We start from the raw sequence: 24904 nt of genomic DNA, 5'->3' as shown, positions 1-24904 counted from the left end.
CTTCTCTTCTCCCGTGTGCCCTAAAGCTAGCGACTAAAAGCGTTAATTGCTTCCCATAATTCGTCGTTGGCCTTTAGCATCTGCGTATTCATTGAATAAGACCGTTGGGCAATAATCAAATTGGACATTTCTGCCGCCAAATCGACGTTGGCACTTTCGAGGCTACCTTGAATGACCGCCCCGACGTTAGCCCCGGTCAAATTCGACTGTAAAGTCCGCCCTGGGGCTACTTGGTATAAATTATTACCGACACTTAGTAAGTCCTCGTTATTTTGGGCTTGGTATAAAACTAACTGCCCCACCGCAGTGGTTTGATCCTGTTCTTTAATGTAGACCTGCCCGTCACGCCCAATTTTTAAAGTCCCCTTAGGCCACTGAGCTTTGGGCAGGCTTTCGTTTAGTTCCACCTTTAAGCCTTGTGCCGAAACTAAATTTTGGTCGCTATCAAAGGAAAAGGCCCCGTCCCGACTCAAGTAGAGGTTACCGTTAGCGTCTCGTAGGCCAAAAAAGCCCGGGCCATTTAAGGCTAAGTCGGTTTGGCGGCCGGTTTCTTCTAGGTTACCCTGCTTAAAATCAGGTGCTTGGTTAGTAACGTTAAGGCCGGCGTTTAACCCCAACGGTTGGCTAGCCGGATCAACGCCGGCTTTTACATCCTGGTTCAGTAGTTCTTGGAAAGAAGCTTGGCGGGCCTTATAGCCGGTGGTGGTTGAATTAGCCACGTTATTAGCAATAATATCAAGTTGTCTTTGTAAGCCAGTTACGCCGGTAACATTAGTGGCAAATAAGTTATTGATTCCCATTAGTTATTACACCTTCCCTAAATTATTAACGGCCTTGTCCAAAGTCTGGTTAGTGGCACTTAGGACCTGTTGGCTCGACTGAAATTCACGCACCGTCTGCATCATTTCGGTCATCGCGTCTGCCATTGAGACGTTAGAGTCGACCAAGTAGCCGGCTTGCACCTGGAGGTTTTGCACCTGACTAACGCCCCCGGTGGTGGTGTAGTAAGTAGCCCCTAGATTTTGGATATTGTTATTGTCGTTAAAGGTTACCACCATCAAGTTGGGGTTAGCTGTTCCTGTTACCGCTTGTCCGTTAGCGCCTAAAACCGGGTAGCCTTCCTGGGTCACCAGTTGGTTTTGCTGGTTTAAGCGGAAGTTACCGTTCTTGGTGTAAAGTTGTTGGTTATTAGGGCCTTGGACTACGAAGTAGCCGTCCCCGTTAATCGCAAAATCAGTCGGGCGCTCGGTGTGCTTCAACGCCCCCATCGTGGTATCGATTTTGGCACCACTAATCTGGTTGTGCCAGCTAATTCCCCCAACCAAGCCATTGTATTGGTCATTTTGGGGGCCATTTTCATAATTATGTAACCTAACGTCTGCTAGGGCTGCTTGAAATAAGTGCTTTTGCTGGTAGCCACTAGTATTAACGTTAGCCACGTTACTACTTAAGTTTTGCTGCCGCGCCTGTAAGACGTTAAAGTCGGCGCGCAGTGTATCTAATCCTCTAATCATTTGTTAGCTGCTACATAAATGTAAACAAACGTAATCAAATATAGTAACTGATTACATTTGAGAAAGAATATAGCTTTTCCTTTCCTAATTTTATTTACTACCGTCAACACCAGTATTCCCATATCCCAACTTGGGGGTAATGACAGTGACTGACTCTTGTAGCTTAAGGGTGTAGCCCACCCCGTTTATTTTTACAGTAAAGCAAGTAAGTTTCTCACGGCATTTTCGTCTCGTTCCATAACTGCCCCGCACTCATAACAAATATATTCACTATGCTTAGTTTTGTGTTTCTTGTTGCCGTCAAGCCCGACTTTATCTGTGCCAGTCTTAACATGCCCACACTGAGAACAACGCTGGGTACTTGGATAGTAACGGTCCGCTAAGATTAACTCCTTGCCATACCATTCACACTTATATTTTAAAACCTGCTTGAAATAGCCAAACATTGACCGATGTAAGCCTTTAGACGCAACATGACTCATCTGCATCTGTTTGACTGCTAAATCTTCGATGGCAATGCGGTCATAATTATTGACTAGCATGGTGGTAAACTTTTGGACAATATCATGTTGGATATTGGCAACCCGACGATAATCACGTTGTAACTTGGCTCTCGTCTTAACGTAGTTATTTGCTTGGGTCGCTTTCTTTCCATTTGCCACTCGTTTTCTAGCTAAGAGGCGTTGGTAATGCTTAATGCGTTTGTACAAGGCCTTTAAGTTGTTAGGTAAAGTTTTGACTTGACCTTCAGGATAGTCAAAGTGACCGACGTTAACATCAACAGCTGTCTGTTGTCCGGTCTTAGCTTTTTTCGTCACCTTAACTTCAAAGGGTAAACTAGCCCAATACTTACCGTTTTCACGATAAATCGAGACAACTTTTAATTCACCCTTTAAATCATTAGCGCCCTTAAAACTAATATCAGCCCAGGCTTTAACCCCGTGCGGCTTATCCAACCGTAACTTACCGTTAACAATCTGAGCTCGGTCTGTTTTAAAACCTTGGCGGGCTGTCTTTTTAGACTTAAACTTTGGTTTGCCCCAATCCGGTAATGACTTCTTAAAGAAGTTTTGCCAAGCTTTACCTAAGTCAGAAATGGCTAGCTGTAAACAACGGGCCGACAGTTGGTACTGCCAATCTTCCTTGTTAGCAACTAATTCGTCCCGAACCTTACGTTCACTTGGACGTAATTTTTTATCTCCTAAAACTAAGGAAGCATCATACATATCATTCCATAAAGCTAAGCCTTGATTCCAACAATATCTGCGATAATCACATAAATCATCAAGCACTTGTTTCATAATTTGATTAGGATATAGCCTAACCTTTTGTACGCATAGCATGGTCTCACCTCCTATTACAGAGATGATAGCACTTTCTTAAACAAAATTCAAAACATAAGTTCTAAAATTTGTCAATCTCACATTTTTACTTTCTGATTGACTATCTTAGATAGCTTTTGAGTATGTTTTAAATATATTTTCGTTAACGGTTAAGCTCCTTTTGAATATCGGCCCTTAATTTAGCAATCGCTTTGCCGTGTAACTGCGAGACCCGGGCGATGGAAATGTCTAGCACGGCCGCAATTTCCTTAAGGGTGGCCTCTTCTTGGTAGTAGAGACTTAGTATCAGCTGCTCCCTTTCAGTCAACCGCTTAATCGCCTTGGCTAAGATTTGCTTTTGCTCAGCTACTAGCAGGTTTTCTTCCGCGTCAGTAGCAGTTTGATCTTCCAATAAGTCGGCTAGATGAATCTGGTCTTCTTGCTTGGAAAACATGGTTCCCTCCAAGGAGACCGAAGCCAGGTAGTGCATACTGTCGTAGATTTCACCTAACTGGTTCAAATCGATGCCCATCTTAGCGACAATTTCTTCGTCACTGGCAGTGTGTTGGGCTTGGCTTTCTAGTTCCTCTTTGGCCCGGTAGTATTCGTTGATTAAATTCATCTTGTAGCGGGGCAACTTGGAATGGCGTCTGACTTCGTCGATGATTGCCCCCTTAATCCGAATTGAAGCATAACCACCAAAGGGGACTTTCTTAGAGGGATCATACTTTTTAAGGGAGTCGATTAAGCCAATGACCCCGATATTGTAGAGATCTTCATACTCATAGTTGGTATTTTTTACAGAAATCCGGCTGGCAATCCGCTCAACTAACGGCAGGTACTTTAAGACCTGGCTTTCCAAATCAACTTCATACATATCCATCCCTCCTTATACTTCAATCATGCCCACGGCCTCAATCGTGATTTCATTAGGAACCTCGTTTAACGAGACGACGGCTAAGTCAGGGAAGTTAAAGGCAATTAACTTCCGGAAGGCTAGCCGAATCTTTGGCGAGGTCAAGATTACATAGGATTGCTCCTTGGTTGCCAGTTGCGCTTGGACCTTGTCTACCGCCTGTAAAACCTGGTTAACCGCATCTGGGTTTAAGACCGGATAAGAGCCCGTGGCCGTCTTTTGAATGCTTTGGGCAATCATTTCTTCGGTCTTAGGGTGAACCGTCACTACGTTTAAGGTCCGGCCGTCTTCTGAATACTTGTTAGCAATCGTCCGTTTTAAGGCCTGACGCACGTATTCGGTTAAAACTTCTGTGTCCTTCGTAACGGTCCCATAGTCGGCCAGGGTTTCTAAAATCGTGGTTAAATCGTTAATTGGAATCTTTTCATCCAACAGGTTTTGCAAGACCTTTTCGACCTCACCGAGGCGTAAAATATCAGGAATTAATTCATCAATGACGACGTTATTGGCTGCCTTGATTCCTTCAAGCAGGGTCTTAACTTCTTGACGCCCTAATAACTCTGAAGCGTGACCGTAAATGACCTCTTTTAAGTGGGTAGCAATCACGGTTAACGGCTCGATAATCGTGTAGCCTTGCAGGTCGGCTTGTTCCTTATCGGCCTCATCAATCCATAAGGCATCGAGCTTAAAGGCCGGCTCCTTGGTAGGAATCCCTTGGAATGGGAATTCGTCTTGCCCGTTAGAGATAATCATGTACTTGTCTGGATAGACGTCACCAAAGGCCACTTCATTGCCCCGGATTTTAATCGAGTAATTATTGGCGTCCAAATAGAGGTTATCGCGGATTCTCACTGGGGCAACCAAAATCCCGAGTTCATGGGCAGTTTGCTTTCTAATTGCCACCACCTGTTTCATCAAGCTATTTTCCTGCGATTTATCGACTAACGACACCAAGCCATAGCCGATTTCGACTGCGATTGGTTCAACCTGGAAGGAAGCCACGTCTTCGTCTTCTTCTTGACTAGACTTGCGTTTTGCTAAGGCCAGCTTTTGTTGTTCCCGCCTAAAGGCCGCCTGCTTCTTTTCTTCGTTAGAAGTAATCATCGTCGAAGCTACTAGCAAGCCGACCCCTAAGACCATGAAGGGGATGGTTGGAAAACCCGGCACCAAGCCTAAGATAATTAGGATAGCAGAGGCAATCCTAAACAGGCTGGGGTTTCTGATGGCATCGGCGGCAATGTCTTTCCCAAAGGAGCCGTCATTGCCAGACCGGGTCACGATAATCCCAGACGCAATCGAAATCAACAGCGACGGAATCGATGACACCAAGCCGTCCCCGATGGAGAGCTTACCAAACTGCCCGAGAGCATCAACGATTGACATTGAGCCGTTGGCGCTAAAGATGATCGATCCACCGATAAGGTTAACCAAGACGATTAAAATCCCGGCGATGGCATCACCCTTAACGAACTTGCTGGCCCCGTCCATGGACCCGTAAAAATCGGCTTCCCTTTGCAGATCCTTCCGCCGGTTTTTAGCCTGTTCTTCCGTGATTAAGCCACTGTTTAAGTCGGCGTCAATCGCCATTTGCTTACCGGGCATGGCATCCAAGGTAAAGCGGGCAGAAACTTCGGCTACCCGGCCGGACCCATTAGTTACCACGACCAACTGCACGACCATGATGATGATAAAGAGGATAATTCCGACAATGTAATTGCTCCCGGCCACCACGTCCGCGAAGGCCGCAATCACCTTACCGGCAGACCCATCGGTTAAAATCAACCTGGTGGAGGCCATATTCAAGCCTAACTTAAACATCGTCGTAATCAACAGTAAGGTGGGAAAGGTTGCAAATTCCAAGACAGACTTTGCAAACAAAGTAATTAGTAAAATGTTAATCGCAATCGCCATGTTGGTTACGATTAAAACGTCTAAGACCGCCGCCGGTAAAGGGATGATGATTAACCCAATCACCCCTACGACTACAAATGAAATAATGATATCCGCCGCGAGGAGTTTATTACCTTTAGCTTTTTTCTTGCTTTGTCCTGCCACTTACAAACTTCCTTCCTTAAATTTTATGCTTAGCTTCCTCTTCTAATTGGTAAACTAAGGCTAAGACTTCGGCCACCGGCCCAAAGAACTCGTCCGGAATCACGTCGCCGACTTTAACTTTGGCGTATAAGCCCCGGGCCAGGGGGACGTTTTCCACCATCGGTACGTCTAACTTCTTGGCTTCTGCCTTCATTCTCTGGGCAATCTCGTCTGCCCCCTTGGCAATGACTTGGGGAATCCCTAAGCCATCTTTTTCGTATTGGATGGCCACCGCAAAGTGAGTCGGGTTGGTAATGACCACCGTTGCATCCTTAACGTTAGCAATCGCATTTTGGAGCAGCTGTTGGTACTTCGCCTTGCGTTGGGCCTTGATATTGGCATCCCCTTCATTTTGCTTAACTTCTTCCTTAATCTCTTGTTTAGACATCTTCAACTGTTTCATCAAGCTATGGCGTTGATAAATATAGTCTAACCCGCCTAAAACCAAGAAGACCAAGGCGATTTGGAGCATCAATTCCTGGGCAAAGTGCAAGACGAAGTATAAAATCTGCCCCATTTCCATTTGGCTTAGCTGGGCGATTGTCGAAATTGCCGCCTGATACTTTTTAACACAGAGGTAAACAATCACAGCTAACTTGGCAATTGTTTTAGCCAGGTTCATCAAGGCCTGCATGGAAAACATATTTTTAACCCCGGTTAGCGGGTTGAGTTTTTTAAAGTCCGGCTTTATGGCCTTGACACTGAAATTAAGCCGGGTTTGAACGAGGTTGATAAATAACCCAATCCCTAGAGAAATCGCCATAAAGGGCAACGAACCCAAAACCACCAACCAAATTGCTTGTAAGGCCACTTTAGGCAGGTCATTCATCTGTGCCTGGTAAATGGTCAGGTTTTGCAGCGAAGCTACCATGTAGGGCAGGTAGTTTTGAATAACAAACTGCCAGGCCGGAATGAAGAAGCCGGCTAAGCCTAAGAGGACGGCGGCTGCGCCTAAATCTTGACTCTTAGCAACCTGGCCTTCCTTGCGCGCCTCCCGAATCCGTCTGGGGGTGGGCTTTTCGGTCTTATCAGACTTATCGTTATTCACTTACTCACCGTCCTTTTAAAGCTTTGACTAAATCGACAATGTTGGTATAGGCCGCCGGTAAGTTGGCCTGTAAAAAGTCAACGACGTTAGGGAGGGCCAGTAAAAACAAAATTAAGGCCACAATCGTTTTGATTGACATCCCTAATAACAAGACATTAATTTGTGGGATGGTCCGCGCGATTACCCCTAAGACAACGTCGACCACCAAGACCGCCACTACCAAGGGGGCCGCTAAACTGATTGCCATCGCAAAGGCTTTAACAAACAGTTTGACAATCCCTTCAATCACCGACCCGGTTAAAATGTTGGCCGTCCCTAAGGGAATCATCTCAAAGGAATACATAACCCCTTTAATCATTAATAAGTGAAGGTTTAAGGCAAAAAAGACCATAATTGCCATCCAGTTATAAATTTTCCCGTAGGTCGAATTTTGTACCTGAAAGGTCGGGTCATAGGCCTGGGCCATCGTGAGGCCGGTTTGAAAGTCAATGAAGACCCCGGACATGGTGACCGCATCAAAGACGAGCTTACTGATATAACCCATCACCATTCCAAACAAGCTTTCCTTTAAAGCCAACAGTAAATACAAACCACCCGAGACTGCCCGGTAACTAGTCGTAACCTCTGGAAAGGCAGCCACGGTCAGACAGACAGCCACGATTAACTTGGCCATCCTGGGAAAGCCCCGTTCAGAAAACAAGGGGGCTAAGACGATGAAGGCCGAAATCCGACACAAAATCAAGCCTAATATTTGTGCAAAGTCCATCTTCTTAAAGCTGACTGATCATCCGAAACACGTACCGGGTAAATTCCAGCAAGACCGTAATCATGAAGTTGCCTGCCAGGATGATTGTTATAAAAATCGCAAATAACTTCGGCACAAAGGTTAAGGTTTGCTCCTGGATTTGCGTGGTGGCCTGAAAAATTGAAATAATCAAGCCGACAATCATCGAGACGATTAAGGCCGGACCGGAAACCACTAAAATCCTTAGTGATGCCTCCCGAATCAGTGTTAACACGAGTGAAATTGTCATCGCCTACTCCTTTCTTTCCTAATGAAATCCTGCCACTAGTGACTGGACCAACAAATACCAACCGTCGACTAGGACAAATAACAGTAACTTAAACGGTAGTGAAATCATTACCGGTGATAACATCATCATCCCCATCGACATCAAGATACTGGAGACCACCATGTCGATAATCAAAAAAGGAATGTAGATTAAAAAACCGATGCTAAAGGCCGTTTTCATCTCGGAAATTACGAAGGCTGGAACCAAGCTGACCAGGGGCAGGTCCTGGGCCTTGCGGTAGCGGTGCTTGTCTTTGGCCAAGTCTAAAAACAACTTAATATCCTTGGAGCGGGTTTGCTTATACATGAACTTTTTCATCTCGCCTTCCGCCCGACTCAAGGCCGTGGTTTGCGAAATTTTATTTTCAGTATAGGGCTTGTATGCGTCCTGGTAGATATTAGTGTAGGTAGTTTTCATCGTAAAGAGGGTCAAAAACAAGGCCAAGCCCATTAGCACCTGGTTAGGCGGGTTGGTTTGCGTTCACAAAGCCGACCGGGTAAAGGATAAGACCATGATGATTCTGGTAAACGAAGTCGTCATTACCAAAACAATCGGTAAAAAAGACAAGAGGGTCAGCATGACGAAGGTGTTAATCGTCGTCTTGGTGTCACTGGTACCACCTAAAGCCTTATTTAGTTCAGACGATAGTTCGTTAGTCGTTACCGCGTGGATGGCCTCAGGAAAAAGCCCCATCAATAACAAGCCTAAACTAAGTCCAAGTGCTAGGAGGTAAACCTTGCTTGGACGCGCCTTAATCTTCATCATCCTTATGATCCTTTCTGACCGTTAACTTGGCCTTAGTAAAAATTTCTTTGAACTTTTCTACCTGCTGTTCGTTTGCCGCCTGCTTTTGGGCTAGGTTAGCTTCTAATTGCTCGATTTCCTCAGCGTCTAGCTGACGAATGATTTCTAACTTTTGCTCGGACATGCTGACCACGTAGTAAGACCCTAAAATCTCAACGATTCCTAAGCTAAGATTTTTAGAAAGTGCCACCCGCAAAACCAGCCGCAAACTGTCATTATTTTGGGTGGTGTACTTGTTTAAATAGCGCATTAAAACGTTAATTAAAAAGATGACCACCACTAGTCCAATAATTAACCTAACTACTGCTAACGCCATTTCCATTTACTGACCCCTCTAACTTATTGAATTACTAAATCCGTTATATAAACCTGTTTAACAATCGTTTGCCCATATTCCTGGTTGATTTTATCTTTGATAGCCGTCTTTAAATTATTAATTCCCTCGTTAGCTTCTAACAAGTCATTAGCCGTTTTAGAGTTAAGCACGCTAATCACGCTGTCGCGAACTAAAGGCATTGACTTAGTTAGGTTTTCGCTTGCATCCTTATCGGCTACTAGGCAGGATACCTTTAAGCGAATGTATTGATAGTTATTATTACTATTGCCCGAAAGGTTAACCACAAACTTAGAAATTGGAACTAACACTTCATCCTTAGAGATGGTTGTCTTGTCATTTTTAGCAGCCTCCGCCTTTTTAGGCAGGATGTACTTATTGGCTAGGTATGAGCCCCCAAAACCAAAAGCAGCTGCTAATAAAATGAAGGCCAGAATCAAAACTAGCTTATTCCCTTTTTTCTTTGGTGTTGCTTCCGGTTGTTCCTCTGTTTTTGGTACTTTTTTTGCCATTTTAATCCCCTACTTTTTCCACTAAATTAGTTACCGGTTGGCGGTAAATTTTCTGCCGGTAAGTGATGATTAAAGCTACCACTTCACTGGCAGTTTCCTTCACAACCAGATTCTTACCGTCCGTCAAGGTCAAGACAGTGTCCGGTGTTTCGTCAATTCTATATAAGAGGTCAGGATTTAAATAAAATGTCTTCCCCTTAAAACTGGTCAATCTAATCACAAGCGTCCACCCCTAATTATTTCTTAAGGTTAACTAATTCTTGCAAGATATCATCTGAGGTAGTGATAATCCGCGCGTTGGCTTGGTAAGCCCGGTTAGCGATGATCATATTGGTAAATTCAGTTGATAAGTCAACGTTTGACATTTCCAAGGCCCCGGATTGAACGGTTCCGGCCCCGTTTTGACCAACGTCACCAACAATTGGTGTCCCTGAGTTATTAGAAGCTGAATACAAGTTGTTTCCTTGCTTTTCTAGGCCGGCCGCGTTGTTGAAGGTTGCAAGTAAAAACTTCCCTAAAACAAACTTTTGCGCGTCGGCATCAGTATTAGTGGTATTCTTGTATTCACCAGTTACCACCCCGTTGCTATCAACGGAGAAACTATTAAAACTATAATTTTGGCCTTGGTAGGTCAAAGTTGGGGGAATTGTAATCCCTTGGGTGGCATTAACTGTTGTTGGGGTTGTTAAACTATTTTCGTTATAGTTAGCATATAAGATTGGGTTAGCCACCGTATTAACCCCTTGAATTAAATAACCATTACTGTTAACCAAGTTACCAGCACTATCACGTTGGAAAGCCCCGTCACGGGTAAAGTAAGTTTGCCCGGAACTAGCATCCTTAGCCATAAAGAAGCCGCTACCAGTAATGTAAAAGTCAGTGGCAATTCCAGTAGATTGGGTTGACCCAGATGTCATGTTGGTATCAATCGAAGCAACTTGATCCCCTAAACCGACTTGCTTAGCGTTAGTCCCCCCGTTACCTCGAGTTGGCGCTGATGCAGAAGCAACTGTTTGGCTAAAAGTATCTGCAAAGTGAACCCGACTGGATTTAAACCCGGTCGTATTAACGTTAGCAATGTTATTAGCGACAATATCTAAATCGGTTTGTAGGTTTTTCATCCCACTAACACCTGAGAAAAGTGAACGTAACATAAATTAATATCTCCTCTACTATTAATTATTTACTATAATTTATTTGGCATCGCCTACTTGGATTAAATTCCCCATTGAGTAGGCTTGACCATTAACCATTAACTTGGCATAACCCTTTGAAAATTGAACACCACTAACAGTGCCCTCGATTGTTGAGCCTTGACCGTCATTTAGCATTACCTTCTTACCCATCAGGGCAAAGGCTTGTTGTTGCTGCTGAATAGCAGCTGATTGAGCAATGGTTGTTTCTAAGTCGGTTAGCTCTTGTAAGACTGAAAACTGAGCTAACTGGGAAACGTAATCGGTCGCCCCGCTAGCACCGCCAGAAGATGAATCCCCACTAAAGGAAGGATTACTCATCGAAGCAGCCATAATTTTTAAGAAGGCTTCCATATCTAACTTAGAATTGCTCTTGGCAAGTGCTTGTTGGCTTGCCGATTTTAAATTAGGATTAGTAGCTAACGAAGCTACCGCATCACTTAAATTAGCAACATCCATAACTTTCTCCTCTATTATTTACTAAACTAAAATGCTAACCTGACCAGTAACTTGGGGATTAGCAGGACTATCTTCTACCAAAGTTACGGTTTGCTTGGGACTTGCTTTTTTAGTCTGGTGTGTTTGACCAAATTGCCGTTGTTGTGATTGACCCTGGTCAAAGTCAAATTGACCCAAAGTCATCTCACTAGCAGTTTGGCTTGGACTAACCTTTAAAACTTCGCTTGGAGCTTGCAGGTTCAAGGCCTGACTAAAAGTCGGACTCAGCTGCTTATCAATAATCTTTTGTAATTTATCTGAAACAGCTTCTAAGATGGCCTTAGTTTCCTTAGTTTCTACCTTAAATTCAAGCGTAAAGTTCTCAGCTGTCGCCTTAAATTTAACTTCCATCTTCCCTAACTTTTCTGGTTTAATCTGCAGAGTTAAGGTCTTGTGGTCGTTCAAATTTTCACTCTTTAAGCCCGCGACGATTTTATTAGCCAGGCTGTCCAATTCACTAGTTTGGCCGGTGGTTAAGCTAATTTCTTGAACTTGACTAGGCAGGTTAGTTTTCAGATTAGTCTGACCATTAGCAACCGCTAGGTTTTCCTTAAAGACTGCACTAGTTAAGAGGGCTAACTGCCCCAAGTCAACTTGCTCATCAGCCTGACCACTTATTTTAGTCGGACTTTGCTTAACCTTTACGGCCGTCAAATTAGGCTTTAGCTTTAAGTCAGGTTGAACTAACTGAACGGCTAACGGTTGCTCTCTTAGCTGCGTAGTTGGCTTTTGCCCTAAATCAACTGGCTGAAGGTCCGCTTGTTTACCAGCAATTGTAACTGCCACCTTAACTGGCTTCACTTGGTCATTAACGGTAGCGGCCGGTAACTGTTTTTCAACTGCAGCCTGCTTTTGCCCTAGTTCTTCTAACTCTAACTGGGCGCTAGTCTTAGCATTAGTTAAGCTGGCTAGCGGTACCACCTCAACTTCCTTAGGCGCTAGTGCATCTTTTACTTGGGCTTGATCTAAGGGTTGTTGCTTTAAGGCTTGTTGCTGGTTAGTTGTTTCTTCTAACGGTGACGACACTGGCTTTGTTTCAGTTGTTACTTGGGCCAGTAACTTACTAAAGTCCAAGACCTGCTCACTGGTTACCAGCGGGGTAGTCTGGTCGTCATTACCTGTCGTCCCTAAAGTTTGGTTAGCAACATTTAGGGGGATATTTTTTAGCATTAACTCACCTCCTTAACTGATTAATTGCTTGCGGTTAGCTAGATCATCTAGCTGTTTTTGTTCAGCCTGCCGGAACGCTTGCTGATACTCGGCTTCCTTTTTAGCCCGGAGCTTTTCGATTACCTTGCGTTGCTGTTGAGCTTTAACATAGCCATCTAAGGCCTGGTCTAGCTTACCTTGCAGTTGGTCAACTTCAAGCTTTAATTCACTACTGACCTGTTCAAGTTGGGCCAAGTAGCGGTGCTGGATTTGCATGCGCCCTAATGTTTGTTCAGGGACCGTTAGCATTTGCGCTCGTTCCTTAGCAATCTGGTCTAACTTGGCTTCGCGCTCGTTGACTTGTCGTTGAACCGCCGCAAATTCAAGCTTAGCTTCTTGCTCTAATTGTTGCCGGTAGGTTAAAACTTTTTCTAAAGAAAACTGAAATTTTTCCATTCCGATTCCCCTCTATGCTTATAAGACTGACGTCTGATCAAATAACTGGTGCAACTTCGTGACAGTTTCTTCATAACTTGAGTACTCGCTAACTTCTTGTTTCAAGAAACTATCAATCGGGTGGTGAACTTTAATGGCAAAGTCGGTGACCGCGTTAGAGCCATTTTTATAGGCCCCAATGTCAATCAAATCCTTGGCGTCCGCATAAGCGGCTAAGTTTTCGCGCAGGGCACTGGCATCCTTACTCTGCTGCTCACTAACTAACCCCTTCATCAACCGACTAAGGCTGGTTTGAACATCGATGGCCGGGTAGTGGTTTTGGGCCGCAATCTTACGTGATAAGATGATGTGCCCGTCTAAAATCCCCCGGACCGCGTCGGCAATCGGCTCGTTCATGTCATCGCCATCAACTAGGACCGTATAAAAGGCGGTAATTGACCCCTTATCAGACATCCCGCTTCGTTCAAGCAACTTGGGTAACTCAGCAAAAACAGATGGAGTGTAACCCTTGGTAGTCGGTGGTTCACCAATCGACAGCCCAATTTCACGTTGGGCCATGGCAAAGCGGGTAACGGAATCCATCATCAAGACCACCTTTTTACCTTGGTCGCGGAAGTACTCAGCAATCGCAGTCGCCGTGTGAGCCCCCTTTAACCTAACTAACGGTGGCATATCGGAGGTCGCACAGACGACCACTGACTTTTGGTAACCTTCCCCTAGGTCTTTTTGGATAAATTCCAAGACTTCGCGGCCCCGTTCACCAATCAAGCCGACCACAATCACATCGGCCTGGCAGTATTTAGCAATCATCCCTAGCAGGGTAGATTTCCCCACCCCACTTCCGGCAAAAATCCCAATCCGCTGACCCTCACCAACGGTTAGTAAGCCGTCGATGGCCCGAATCCCGGTACTCATGATGTTAGCGATGGGCTGGCGCCTAAAGGGATCTGGCGAATCTTGCATAACCGGATAATCGACTAAAGAACTTGTATCGACATCACTCAGATCAAAGGGGCGACCTAAGCCATCTAAGGTGTGGCCAAGTAAACCATCACTCACCTTGACTTGCAGTGTCTTCTTAGTCGCCCTGACTATACAACCAGGACCGATGCCTTCTAGGTCATCGAGTGGCATCAATAAGACCGTATCCTTAACAAAGCCCACTACCTCTGTTAGCGCGACCTTGTGGGAGTTTTTAACCTGCACTTCGCAAATCTCCCCCACAAAAACCTCTAAGCCGGTGGCCTTGATAATCAAACCGACCACCTCGGCAACCTTACCGTACTTAGAATAAAAACGGTGGAGGCGGGCCTCGTTAGTTAATTCGTCAAAATCAATTTTCATTTTGTTCCTTCTCAATTAATGCTTTAAAATAATTCTCCAACTCTTCATGAATGTCTAAGGTTAACAAGGCTTCATCCGATTCGACCACAACCTTATCAACTCCGAGGCTATTGTCATCCAGGATGGCATAGCGGACGTTACTATTTTGCTTCATAATTTCCAAGCGCTGGTTTAAATCCTGGTGATAACGGCTGTGAGCCTTAACAATAATCACCTGGTCGGGCTTTTCTAGTTCAAACAAAATCGGCTCGAGCAAGGCCAAAATTTTACTTGAATCAGCCTTGAGTTCAGACTTAAGTAACACTTCCGCCATCTTAATCCCGTAGTTGATGATGGCCTGCTTTTCGGTTTGAACGAAGTCTTTCACTTCTTTATTAGCAGCTTCTAAATTAGCCTGGGCCTGGTTAACAATTTCGGTAGCAACCTTATTTCCTTCGGTTAATCCCTCCTGGTAACCAGCCTCATAGCCCGCTTTTTGCCCACTTTCAAAACCAGCCTGGTGGGCTTGGTCTTTAATTTGCTGGGCTTCAGCCTGGGCTTGGCTAATAATTTCACTGCGGAGCTGGTTGAGCTTAGCTTCCTGGCGTTTAGACTGGCGCTTTAGCTCTAACTCCTCCGGAGTAAGGTTGCCGTCAGCCAACAAATCGGCTTGCTGGGGGTGCTTTTTAGGCTGGGCCGTTACAATCGGAGCTTTCTTGCCATTTAAGAGTGCGCCTTGCTTAACCACGTTGTTATACAACGGCATCCTCCTCACCTCTTCCGATGTAGATCTCACCGGCTTCGTCTAACTTGCGAATAACCCCCACAATTTCTTGTTGGGCTTCTTCAACAGCAGACAAGCGGGTTGGACCCATGAATTCGAGTTCTTCTTTCAAGTTATCAACTGCCCGGTTAGAAAGGTTTTCGTAGATGAAGTTCTTAATGTCATCATTAGAACCTTTAAGCGCTAAGGCTAAGACATCGTTGGCCACATCGCGTAATACCTTTTGAACGTCCATCTTGTCCAAGGTAACGATATCTTCGAAGGTAAATAGGCTGGCTTTGACTTCGCCGGCCAGAGTAGGCTGGGTCTTTTCCAAGTCGCCCAGGATAGATTTTTCGGTGCTCCGGCTGGCAGAGTTTAAGATATCTACCAAGGCCTTGACACCCCCAACCTTTTCGGAGTCGTTTTCGATTAAAGTTGAGAACTTACTTTCCATCACCTTTTCGATGCGGTGAATAATCTTAGGCGAAGTTGAAGAAATCGTCCCGATTCTTTCGGCCACATCGACCTGTAATTCCTTGGGAAATTCAGATAAAACCCGCGCCGCCTTGTCAGGTTGAATGTAACATAAAACCAAGGCGATAGTTTGCGGATGTTCATCTAACAAGAGGTTGACTAGCTGCTGTTCATCCGCCTTACGAGCGATATTGAAAGGCCGCTCCCGGTATTGAATCTGCGTGAGCAAATCAATGACTTCCTTGGCTTTTTGGGGACCTAAAGCCTGTTTTAAAACGTTTTTAGCGTAGTCAATCCCCCCATCCAAGACGTATTGCCGGGCTTGGGCGGTATTAACAAAGTCGTTTAATACTTGGTCTTTTTCTTCAGGACTAACCACATCCGTGTTAGCAATTTCGTAACTGACCTTTTGAATCACGTCAGCCGGTAAGTGCTTCATGACCTGCGAAGAGGTTTCAGTTCCCAATGAAATCATCAAAATTGCTGCTTTTTTAAAGCCGTCCATCTCTGCCATTATTTACCTCCTCTCTTTGCCTTGCGGTTAGTTTCATCCTTCATCCAGGCCTTGATTAAGTCGGCAGCAACCTCAGGATTTTCCATAGCGTAATTGCGAGCCCGTTCATCCCTGTCAAGTTGTTTTTGAACTTCTGGTGAAACCTTAGGCTCTTCGACCACTGGACTTGGTGCTGGTGTTTCAACTTCATCCGCCTGTTCAGTAGCTGTCGGTGTTTCTTCGTCACTGACATCGACATCGTAATCATCGTCATAGTATTCTTCTTCAGCGGCCCGCCGGCGTCTAATCATAAAGAAGGTTAGTCCGCCGATAACTAGGGCTAAAATAACGCCCCCAATTCCTAGGTATAACCATGGGAAGGATTTGTTATCGGTCGTGGCCTTAGGGCTCGCCGTTGTTTTACGCTTGTTATTTAAGGTCATTCCCTGCACAACAATCGCGTCCCCACGGCCAGCATCAAAGCCAATGGCTGCTTGCACTGCCCGGGTAATGTCAGCCCGGTTCTTCCGACTCAAGCGCCGGTTAACTAAGACAGAAGTCGTCAGCCGTTTAACCGTGCCGGGAGCCTGGATTGTCTTAGTCACACTCGTGTCTAACTCGTTATTTTGAGTATGACTATAGCTAGCAGAGGAGCTAGCGTTATTGCCATTTTGTTGGTTAGTAACGTTAGCTACGTTGCTGGCTTCATTAGCGGTCTGAGCTGATGAAACCGTAGCGGCATCCCCACCGGCCGCGGTTGCTTCCGAACGAACCTGCGGGTTAGCGTAGGTCGTCGTCTTATTTTCAACCGCGTTAAAATCCAAACTAGCGTTAACCGAAACGGTAAAGCTCGTGTCGCCTAAAGTTGGTTGTAACATGCTTCTGATCTTCTTTTCTAACTGACTAGCGTATTTGTTTTGCATGGCAATGTATTTAGAGCTGCCACCCGTATTATCGTCTCCGCTAGCCGTATCGGAATTTAAGACGTTTCCGTTCGAGTCAACTACCTTCACGTTGCTAGGACTTAAGCCGTTAACGGCACCAGTCGTTAAGGAAACAATCCCCCTAACGGCTTGGTTAGAAATCGTGCCGTTTTTCAAGGTCAAGGTTATTGAGGCCTTAGCTTTGTTATTGTCACTGCTATCACTAAAGACGCTACTATTATTTGGCATTACCAAGATGACCTTGGCGGCTGAAACGGCGTCTAAGGATTGAATTGCGTTTTGCAATTCCCCTTGTAAGGCCCGTTGGTAGAGAATTTTTCTATCCTGGTCGGTCGTCATTACGCTAGTCGAATCAAACAAATCAAAGCCCTTAGACGTGTTAGGCAAATCATTATTCATCGCCAGGTTAATTCGTTCTTGGTCAATCTTTGTTTTATCAACTAAGATGGTTGAGCCATTGTCGGCCAACTTATAGGCCACGTTTTCTTTTTCTAGCTGTTCGGTAATTTTGCCAGCGTCCGCCTGACTGAGGTTAGAAAATAAAACCCCGTAGTCAACCTTAGTCTGGAGGTAGTAGATAATCCCCCCAACCGTCAGGAGACTAACCAAACCTAAAATAATTGCAATCCGTGCCAGGCGACTTAAGTCACGCCACCGTTGCCCGAGGTTAGCCAAGCTATCTTTCACTTTATCCACTTACATATCCTCCCGGTCAACTAAAATTGCATTTCTTTAAGATCGTTGTAGGCTGTAATAACCTTATTTCTAACCTGAACCGCCGTTTGTAAGTTCAACTGAGCTTCAGTCATGTTTACCATGATCTGGCCCAAGTCTTCGGCCTTTCTGGAAACGAGGTCCTTCGTTCCGTCATTAACTACGGCCATCGACTGGTTTAGGCTGGCCATTGACTTATCCAAGTAGTCACTGAAGGTTTGCTTGGCACTAGTTGCTTGCTCCTTAGTTAAACCTAAACTCTGGCCTAAATTAGCCTGATAGGCCGCCAAACTTGGATCGATTGCTCCAAGATTCATCGCTTATTCCTCCCTAATTCTTCGAAATTGCAAGAGCCTTAGTCAAAATCGATTTATTGGCCTCTTGTGCAGACACATTGGCTTCATAAGTCCGCATCGCTTGAATCATATTAACCATTTCATCTGAGAGGTTAACGTTTGATTGCTCTACGTAACCATTAGCGTCAGCTGCTTCATTAGTCGGGTCATACTTTAGGTTACGGTCCAGGTTTTCATCAATCCCTAGCACCTTAACCCCTGAAGATGTCAGCCCGTTATTAAGACTTGTTTTCATATTCTCGGAAAAAACCACCGACTTAGCATGGTAGGCGGCCGAGTTTCTCGTCTGGTTAGTATTTAAGTTAGCGATGTTAGTCGAAACCGTGTCTAGTTTCAAGCGTTCGAGGGCTAGCCCGCTAGCATTAATTTGTAATCCGTTAAAAATACTCACTTAAATAACTCCTTAATTGTTAATTACGTAATTGCGCATTGATAGTCGGCCTGAAATTTGCTTTTCTAAAGCTTCGTAGTAGATAGTGTTCATCGCTTGGTTAACCATCTCACTATCCAGGTCAACATTATTTCCATTTTCCTTAACTGCACCGGTATTATTAGCAGTTACATAAGCTCCTTGGCTTGCCCCTAGGTAACCCATATGCGCCTTATGGGTCCGATTTAAGGCTAAGCCTTGGGTGGCATCGGCCAGCTGGCTTTCAAAGACAATCTGCTTTGCCTTGTAATTAGCCGTGTTGACGTTAGCAATGTTTGAGGAAATCAAGCTTGCCCGCTGATTAGATACAGCCATTGCTTGTCTTAGTAAGCTATAAGTGCTCTCGCTTGCGACCATTTAATCCCACCTTTCTTACCAACCAAAAGCTAAACAGTTTTTAGTTATTTGGTTATTTTTCTAAGTTCCCGTTATATTTTCAGTATATACCAGGAAGTTGGGTTTTACAATAACAATCTTAGCGCAAAACCAATCTTTTTTATTGATAATAATTAAATTATCATTACCATTAATATGGTTAGAAATGAGTTTAAGCTCTTACTTTGGGTTTATCCGGATAACCCTTGATTTTATAAGGGTTTAATCGGGTTATTTTTTACTAAACTAATTAAATAAAAGTTTATGTAGCAGATATTATCCAAAAAATAATTATATACATTAATATACTTTAGTTATTTTAGCTTTTAATATTTTTGTATTTTTGGACATTTGTATATACATAATTTCAGAACTTAAGTTTGTGTAAACGTTTTTGGTTTGCTTTTTGTTTCCGCTTTATTTTATTATTAATTTATTGACTTTTAGGGAGGAATTTTTATGCAGACCAAAGCCTATTTGGGTGGGGCTGGGTTGTTATTGTTAGCCCCACCAACCACGGTGCTTGCTAGTCCACTTAAGCAAACCATTAGTCAAAATCTGAGCGCTCACCAACAGCGGCTAAGTTTTTTGACTAGCTTTCAAGCAAGACTAAACCAAACCCAAGGCTTATTAGATCCTGGAGTAACTTACCCTAGCTTACAAGCAGCTTACCAAGAGTGGCTAACAACCAGCCAGGCCATCACCAATTTAACTAGGCAAATTGGCGTGCTAAAGACCCAGCTAGCCGCTAAGCAAACCGACTTAGACCAAACTTTAGCCAACCAAGCCCAACTTAACGACCACTTAACCGCTGTCAAGCTCCAACTCCAAGACTTAAGTGCTAACAAAGCTGAGTTGACCCAGGAACTAGCTGACCTTAAGGAACAGTTAGCAAATGCAAGCGCCCAGCCAGATGAATTAACAGCCAGGATAGCTGAGCTGACCGCTAAGCTTGCGCAAATTACTGACCAGCTAGCTGAGCTAACCAAGACCCAAGCAAACTTGGAGGCTAATTTAACCGAGCTAGCCGCCAAATTAGCTAGCCTTAAAGAAGAGTTAGCGACCATGACGGCCCAGCTTAACTTACTTACTAGCCAATTAAACCAATTAGAAGCTAAGCAAGTCCAGTTGGTAGCTCGGTTTCACAGCACATTAGCCACCTTAATTAGTCAAGAACAAACTACCGTTACCAACTTGACTAACCAGTTAAAAACCAGCCAGCAACACCTAACTTCACAACCACTTACCTTACGGACGGCTAAGCAAAGAACCAGCGTCAGCTTTCCACCTAGTCCAAAGCAAATCAGCTTTAGCCAGCCCAGCTATCAGCCCAACTACCAAGTCCAAGCTAACCCCACAACGCCGCTCCCCGTGGCTAAGCAAACTAAGGCGGCCCAAGCTAAAATGCCCAGTGCCAGTCAAGCTAAAGGCGATGGTAAGCTAGCTAGCTATACCGCCCCTCAGGCTAAGTTCGCTAAGAAAAAAAAGCACCAGGGCGCCACCAGTTGGCTTTATTCCCTGCTGGCGGCAGCTTTTGCCCTTTTTTCGGCCGGCTTCTTTTACCAACGGACCCGGCGGGATTAAGAAAAAATTTTGTCCTATTTTTTTCTGAGCATTTGGCTTATAATTGGTAGCCAAAAGGAGGAATTTTTGCGTGCAAGTTTCAGCAAGTCAGTTGGCAACAATCACCGGCCTGTTTCCTAACTCGGCGCTTAAAAAAGATTTAAGCAGCCAGCAAGTTGCTTTTAGCCAGCAGCTTAACCAAGCCCAGGTGACGGTCAAGGCAGGCGACACCTTAAGCCAGATTGCTGCCGACCACAATTTAACCACGGAACAGCTAGTCAAAGTCAATCACATTACAAACCCTGACTTGATCTACCCTGGCCAGGTCATCAACTTAAGTTCAAGCCAAGCAAGCACTCCAGTGCAGGCTAACCAAAGTCAGGCTAGCACCGTGACTACGGTGGCTAATGCAACTACCAGCCAGGCTAATTCAACCGTACCTAGCCTGGCTAGCCAAGCCGAAGAAGAAGCTCGTGCTTGGATTGCCGCCCACGAATCAAGTGGCAGTTACACGGCGAAAAACGGAAAATACTATGGTAAGTATCAGTTAGACCTCGCCTACCTCAAGGGCGACCTATCTCCAGCTAACCAAGAAAAAACCGCTAATAACTACGTTCATAACCGCTATGGTTCCTGGGTTAAGGCTAAGGAACACTGGCTTAGCCATAATTGGTATTAATTAAAAGGCACTGAAGATTTGAAATCCTCAGTGCCTTTTTTCTATCTTATTTTGGTTGTTTAGTTTAGTCTAAAATTTTAAATTTATTTGTTTCTTTGCGTAATTCCTTAGCAATGTTAGCTAAATCGGCTACGTGGCCAGTAAATTCTTCAATCGTAGCGAGGACTTCTTCGGAGTTAGCAGAAACTTCTTCGGTCCCGGCTGCGTTTTCTTGGGTAGAAGCGGAAATATTTTCCAGGTTGGACAAGACTTGTTCTTGCGCCTTTTCAATGCTTGCACTAGCTGTATCTAAGGTGTTAACTTCAGTAGTCATTTGGTTATTACCTTGGTAAACAGCAGTGGTTGACTTAATTGCAGAGAGGATTAAGTCGGTTTGCTTTTGTCCACCCTCAATTGAGTTATTAGTTTGGGCCACCATTTCGTCTGATTTTTGACGAATAGTTTCGATAATCTTTTCGATTTCAGCCGTTGATTCCTTACTTTGTTCGGCCAACTTGCGGATTTCAGCGGCCACCACGGCAAAGCCTTTTCCGGCTTCCCCGGCACTAGCGGCTTCAATCGAAGCGTTAAGTGCTAACAGGTTAGTTTGGCGGGAAATATCGTTGATGACGTTAATGATTTGGTTGATGTTTTGAACGTTAGCGCTCATGTCGTTAACACTTTCCATCAACTGCTTCATCTCTGCTAATTCGTTGTTCCAGTTAGCATGAACTTTATCCATGGTGTCCATGTTTTCTTGGTTTAGGGCACTGGAATCGTTAGTTTGGTCATGTAATTGCACGATGCTTTGGCGCATATCGCTAATCGTTTCCGCCAACTTATGGAGCTGATCAACCCCGTGGGCAGTTTCAGCCGCTTGGGTACTCGTGACTTCGGCAATCCCAGTAATCGTTTGGGAAACTTCTTCGGTCGCCTTGCTTGTTTGTTGGGAAAGTTCTAAGAGCGAAGCCGCCATTTCATCTACCCGTTGACTTTCAGATTGCAACCCGTGAACCATGGCGCTAATGCCGTCAACCACCTGGTTGTAGCTAACCGCTAGCCGGTTAAATTCATAACCATTTGCATCTGGATTGGTGAACTTATCAACTAAACTAGCCTTGTGGCCGGCCTTGATACTTGGAATCTTAGCCAACTGACCCTTAGACGCCTTGTCAAAGAAGGAGCCAAACTTGTCAAGCATCCCCTTGATTTGCTTAGTCAAGAAGAAGGAAATGGCAAAGACTACTATTAGCATAACGACAACTAAGATTGCTGAGTTTCTGATTAAAGCTCGTGTTTCTACAGCCAAGTCATTTTTAGATACGGTAGCAAAGGTCCATAAAGTTGAGTTAGCTCTAATCTTGTTGAAGTAAACCTCTGACACCTTATTACCACCCTTTAGCTGAACAAAACCTGATAACTTAGGTGAGTTTTTAATCGCTTGGTAAACTTCGGAACTAGCAATATTTGTTCCGTCCTTATACTTCTTACCCTTCCCTTCAGAAGACATAACGTCCCCTTGGTTGGTCATCATCGTCACGGACCCAGTCCGGCCGATGCTTAAATGCTTGATGGTATCATTGATAGCGCTAAAAGAAACGTCAACTCCAATTACCCCTAGTTGGTTAGCCTTGTTTCTAAAGGCTAACGAAGCAGTGGCAACGTATTGGCCGCTAATATCTCTATACGGCTTAGACCAGTAAACAGTTCCTTCTTGGGCAACGGCTCCCTTATACCAAGGTCTAGTCCGAGCATCCATATTCTTAGGTAACTTACGTAAACCTGCAACTGCCCTACCTTGATCATTACTAAAGTAGACTCCGACAATCCGGTCATTACCAGTTTGGTTGCTGTCCATAAACTTTTGAATTTGGTCTAAATCGTAAGAGTCGCCGTTAAACAGCGCGTTTTTTTGAATATCCTTGGCCTTTTTAAAGGCAGAGAGGCGTAAGTTAGTTGCCTCATCATTAACTACCGTTACAGCACTTTTTTCTGACAGCTGATTTCGTTGAATCAGTAAGTCTTTAGTACTTTTATATGTTCCCACTGTTAAGGTAACGATTGACAGTAAGGAGACCGCCATTAAGATGGCAATAATAATTCTCCCCACACTCTTGGTGCCCTTAGTATTCATCAACTATTCTCCTTCTCATTACTTATAATCTAGATGGATATTGTCTTACTTTTCAGGACTGGTCTTTTGCTTTTTGAATGACAATTTCAACCCGGCGGTTCTTAGCCCGGCCGGCAGCGGTATCGTTACTTGCAACCGGCTTGGTGTCAGCAAAGGCTTCTACTGAGACCCCATCTTCATTGAAGGCCCCGTTGTTAACGAAGAAATGCATGACCGAAATTGCCCGCGCAGAACTTAGCTCCCAGTTAGAGGCGTAGCGCCAAGTATGAGCCATCGGCACGTTGTCGGTGTGGCCGGCAATGATTACAGGGTAGGTGTGCACCTTTTGTAAGGTTGGGACCAGCTTTTTTAAAGCAGCTTGGACCTGGTCAGACAGCTCAGCACTCCCCGAATCAAAGAGGATGTTAGAATCCAAGTTAATATGAATCCCATCTTTTTCCTGCTTCACGGTCGAATTTCCCTGAATCCCGGCCTGGGCCAGCTCAGCTTTGACCTCCTGGGTGACCTGGTTAAAGGTTTGCTTTTGTTGCATCTCTGCTTGCAAGCGGGCTTCGGCTTTTTCCGCCTGGCTAATCGTATTGACGTTAGCCTGACTCTTAACATTGGCTTCACCTTTAACGTTAGGTGCGCCCCCCTTACCTTTTTTCGGGGTATCCCCCAGGTCAATCACATTATCAATGGCCGTCTCTTGACTAGTCGCAATCGTGGTTGAACCTGTACTAGAAAGGATCTGACTAAAGACGCTTGAGACCTGTTGCAACTTGTGCGAGTCCACTTTGGCAATCGAGAAAAGCACAATGAATAAGGATAATAGTAAGGTCATCATATCAGAGTAAGGCAATAACCAACCTTCTCCGACTTCTTCTTCCTCGCGCTTTTTCTTTCGTCTTTTCATCTCCAATCACTCCTACTCTTCGTCTTCTGGACGTAATTTTGGTTCTAGTTTTGAATACAGTTTTTGCTTGATAGTCTTAGGCGATTGCCCAGCTTGAATATACAAGACACCTTCTAAAGCAATATTCATTACCTGAATTTCTTCTGCTGACTTTCTGGCTAAACGGGAACTAAACGGAATCATAATTACGTACCCAAAGAAGATCCCTAATAAAGTCGCCACAAAGGCTGAAGAAATTGATTCCCCTAGTTTATCGACATCACTTAAGTCACCTAAGGCCCCAATCAAACCGATAACGGCCCCCAACACCCCTAAGGTTGGGGAAGTCGTCCCGGCGGTCTTGAAGATGCCGGCGCCTGCATGGTGTCTTTCTTCAGTCGCTTCGATTTCGGTGTACATGATTTCTTCAATCTGTTCGGCATCGATACCATCAACTACCATTTCCAAGCCCCGCTTCAAAAATTCATTTTCGATTTGGTTTACCGGCTCCTCTAGCGCTAATAATCCTTCCCGGCGGGCGATATTAGACATTTCTACAATTGATTCAATCGTAGCGACTGGATTGTAATCTCGGTTAGTAAAGAGAACTTTAAACATCCCGGGAATCCGTTTAATATCGCTTAAGGGGTAGGAATTAATTACGGCGGCAAACATCCCCACGAAAATAATCAGTAACGCTTCGGGGTTAACAAAAACCATTAAGTTGGCACCCTTGACGATCATCCCCCCTAAAACGGCGATGACCCCCATTAAAATCCCAACAACAACCATAAAATCCATCAAAATTCCTCCTAAATATCCATCTCTATAATTTAAATCGGTCAAAAAAAAAATTTTTTAAGCAAAAACCCACTTCTTTTTTCTAA

Annotated in this window: 27 protein-coding genes and 1 pseudogene; 2 read left to right on the top strand and 26 right to left on the bottom strand. The window is 44.6% G+C overall.

Translation table 11 applies throughout. The features are described 5' to 3' along the window. Window positions 1–26 precede the first annotated feature (26 nt). The 23 genes and pseudogenes from FC14_RS09865 to flgB form a co-directional block, all read right to left on the bottom strand. Window positions 27–800, bottom strand: a complete 774-nt coding sequence (locus FC14_RS09865) for a flagellar hook-basal body protein (RefSeq protein WP_056977829.1) — start codon at window positions 798–800, stop codon at window positions 27–29. Window positions 801–806: 6 nt separating this feature from the next. Then, window positions 807–1514: a flagellar hook-basal body complex protein gene (locus FC14_RS09860; RefSeq protein ID WP_056977827.1), complete on the bottom strand. Its 708-nt coding sequence runs from the start codon at window positions 1512–1514 to the stop codon at window positions 807–809. A 191-nt stretch (window positions 1515–1705) separates the two neighbouring features. Next, entirely contained in the window at window positions 1706–2857 is a 1152-nt protein-coding gene (locus FC14_RS09855) for an RNA-guided endonuclease InsQ/TnpB family protein (protein ID WP_191979957.1), read from the bottom strand. A gap of 142 nt (window positions 2858–2999) precedes the next feature. After that, window positions 3000–3713: a sigma-70 family RNA polymerase sigma factor gene (locus tag FC14_RS09850; protein ID WP_056977823.1), complete on the bottom strand. Its 714-nt coding sequence runs from the start codon at window positions 3711–3713 to the stop codon at window positions 3000–3002. Window positions 3714–3725: 12 nt separating this feature from the next. Then, window positions 3726–5807 (bottom strand): flagellar biosynthesis protein FlhA, encoded by a 2082-nt coding sequence (flhA, locus tag FC14_RS09845; RefSeq protein ID WP_056977821.1) that lies wholly within the window; start codon window positions 5805–5807, stop codon window positions 3726–3728. Between the two features lie 16 nt (window positions 5808–5823). Next, entirely contained in the window at window positions 5824–6894 is a 1071-nt protein-coding gene (locus FC14_RS09840; protein ID WP_056977819.1) for an EscU/YscU/HrcU family type III secretion system export apparatus switch protein, read from the bottom strand. 4 nt (window positions 6895–6898) lie between these two features. Further along, complete coding sequence (gene fliR / locus FC14_RS09835) at window positions 6899–7660, bottom strand: flagellar biosynthetic protein FliR (protein WP_056977818.1); 762 nt, start codon at window positions 7658–7660, stop codon at window positions 6899–6901. Window positions 7661–7664: 4 nt separating this feature from the next. Then, window positions 7665–7928, bottom strand: a complete 264-nt coding sequence (fliQ, locus tag FC14_RS09830) for a flagellar biosynthesis protein FliQ (RefSeq protein ID WP_050612098.1) — start codon at window positions 7926–7928, stop codon at window positions 7665–7667. Window positions 7929–7946: 18 nt separating this feature from the next. Beyond that, a pseudogene (gene fliP / locus FC14_RS09825) lies at window positions 7947–8729 on the bottom strand (flagellar type III secretion system pore protein FliP). Beyond that, window positions 8719–9093 (bottom strand): flagellar biosynthetic protein FliO, encoded by a 375-nt coding sequence (locus tag FC14_RS09820; protein WP_056977816.1) that lies wholly within the window; start codon window positions 9091–9093, stop codon window positions 8719–8721. The pseudogene fliP and the gene FC14_RS09820 overlap by 11 nt, the downstream one beginning before the upstream one ends. Before the next feature lie 17 nt (window positions 9094–9110). Then, window positions 9111–9617 carry a flagellar basal body-associated FliL family protein gene (locus tag FC14_RS09815; protein ID WP_056977814.1) on the bottom strand — a complete coding sequence of 169 codons (507 nt, stop codon included), beginning with the start codon at window positions 9615–9617 and terminating at the stop codon, window positions 9111–9113. Window position 9618: 1 nt separating this feature from the next. Then, window positions 9619–9837: a flagellar FlbD family protein gene (locus FC14_RS09810; protein ID WP_056977812.1), complete on the bottom strand. Its 219-nt coding sequence runs from the start codon at window positions 9835–9837 to the stop codon at window positions 9619–9621. A gap of 16 nt (window positions 9838–9853) precedes the next feature. Further along, entirely contained in the window at window positions 9854–10771 is a 918-nt protein-coding gene (locus FC14_RS09805; protein ID WP_056977810.1) for a flagellar hook-basal body complex protein, read from the bottom strand. 39 nt (window positions 10772–10810) lie between these two features. Continuing rightward, complete coding sequence (locus tag FC14_RS09800; RefSeq protein WP_050612093.1) at window positions 10811–11269, bottom strand: flagellar hook capping FlgD N-terminal domain-containing protein; 459 nt, start codon at window positions 11267–11269, stop codon at window positions 10811–10813. Window positions 11270–11290: 21 nt separating this feature from the next. Next, a complete protein-coding gene (locus tag FC14_RS09795) occupies window positions 11291–12478 on the bottom strand; it encodes a flagellar hook-length control protein FliK (RefSeq protein WP_056977808.1) in 1188 nt (395 codons plus the stop codon). A 12-nt stretch (window positions 12479–12490) separates the two neighbouring features. After that, window positions 12491–12913, bottom strand: a complete 423-nt coding sequence (gene fliJ / locus FC14_RS09790; RefSeq protein WP_056977806.1) for a flagellar export protein FliJ — start codon at window positions 12911–12913, stop codon at window positions 12491–12493. Window positions 12914–12931: 18 nt separating this feature from the next. Further along, a complete protein-coding gene (gene fliI / locus FC14_RS09785) occupies window positions 12932–14257 on the bottom strand; it encodes a flagellar protein export ATPase FliI (RefSeq protein ID WP_056977805.1) in 1326 nt (441 codons plus the stop codon). After that, window positions 14247–15002, bottom strand: a complete 756-nt coding sequence (locus FC14_RS09780) for a FliH/SctL family protein (protein WP_056977803.1) — start codon at window positions 15000–15002, stop codon at window positions 14247–14249. The genes fliI and FC14_RS09780 overlap by 11 nt, the downstream gene beginning before the upstream one ends. Continuing rightward, window positions 14989–15990, bottom strand: a complete 1002-nt coding sequence (fliG, locus tag FC14_RS09775; protein WP_050612088.1) for a flagellar motor switch protein FliG — start codon at window positions 15988–15990, stop codon at window positions 14989–14991. The genes FC14_RS09780 and fliG overlap by 14 nt, the downstream gene beginning before the upstream one ends. After that, window positions 15990–17609 (bottom strand): flagellar basal-body MS-ring/collar protein FliF, encoded by a 1620-nt coding sequence (gene fliF, locus FC14_RS09770; protein ID WP_056977801.1) that lies wholly within the window; start codon window positions 17607–17609, stop codon window positions 15990–15992. Before fliF ends, fliG begins: the two co-directional genes overlap by 1 nt. Window positions 17610–17629: 20 nt before the next feature. Continuing rightward, window positions 17630–17944: a flagellar hook-basal body complex protein FliE gene (gene fliE, locus FC14_RS09765; protein ID WP_056977799.1), complete on the bottom strand. Its 315-nt coding sequence runs from the start codon at window positions 17942–17944 to the stop codon at window positions 17630–17632. A 13-nt stretch (window positions 17945–17957) separates the two neighbouring features. Next, window positions 17958–18374: a flagellar basal body rod protein FlgC gene (gene flgC, locus FC14_RS09760; protein WP_056977797.1), complete on the bottom strand. Its 417-nt coding sequence runs from the start codon at window positions 18372–18374 to the stop codon at window positions 17958–17960. 12 nt (window positions 18375–18386) lie between these two features. Next, window positions 18387–18770, bottom strand: coding sequence for a flagellar basal body rod protein FlgB (gene flgB / locus FC14_RS09755; RefSeq protein ID WP_056977795.1), 384 nt, complete (start codon window positions 18768–18770; stop codon window positions 18387–18389). Window positions 18771–19247: 477 nt separating this feature from the next. Between flgB and FC14_RS09750 the strand changes: the two genes are divergently transcribed. Both FC14_RS09750 and FC14_RS09745 read left to right on the top strand, forming a co-directional pair. Beyond that, window positions 19248–20372, top strand: coding sequence for a hypothetical protein (locus FC14_RS09750; protein WP_056977793.1), 1125 nt, complete (start codon window positions 19248–19250; stop codon window positions 20370–20372). Window positions 20373–20442: 70 nt separating this feature from the next. Next, window positions 20443–21030 carry a LysM peptidoglycan-binding domain-containing protein gene (locus FC14_RS09745; protein ID WP_056977791.1) on the top strand — a complete coding sequence of 196 codons (588 nt, stop codon included), beginning with the start codon at window positions 20443–20445 and terminating at the stop codon, window positions 21028–21030. A 64-nt stretch (window positions 21031–21094) separates the two neighbouring features. On the opposite strand, the gene FC14_RS09740 is transcribed toward FC14_RS09745, so the two are convergent. From FC14_RS09740 to motA, 3 genes are read right to left on the bottom strand one after another with little or no spacing between them, the layout of a single operon-like run. Further along, window positions 21095–23143 (bottom strand): methyl-accepting chemotaxis protein, encoded by a 2049-nt coding sequence (locus FC14_RS09740; RefSeq protein ID WP_056977789.1) that lies wholly within the window; start codon window positions 23141–23143, stop codon window positions 21095–21097. A 52-nt stretch (window positions 23144–23195) separates the two neighbouring features. Then, on the bottom strand, window positions 23196–24038 hold the full coding sequence (locus FC14_RS09735; RefSeq protein ID WP_056977786.1) for an OmpA/MotB family protein: 843 nt from the start codon (window positions 24036–24038) through the stop codon (window positions 23196–23198). A gap of 12 nt (window positions 24039–24050) precedes the next feature. After that, window positions 24051–24818, bottom strand: a complete 768-nt coding sequence (gene motA, locus FC14_RS09730; protein WP_050612079.1) for a flagellar motor stator protein MotA — start codon at window positions 24816–24818, stop codon at window positions 24051–24053. Between the last annotated feature and the right edge of the window lie 86 nt (window positions 24819–24904).

Source organism: Ligilactobacillus agilis DSM 20509, from assembly GCF_001436215.1.
Taxonomy (GTDB): domain Bacteria; phylum Bacillota; class Bacilli; order Lactobacillales; family Lactobacillaceae; genus Ligilactobacillus; species Ligilactobacillus agilis.
The sequence above is the reverse complement of the archived record's forward strand: the minus strand, read 5'-3'. Positions and strand labels throughout refer to the sequence as shown.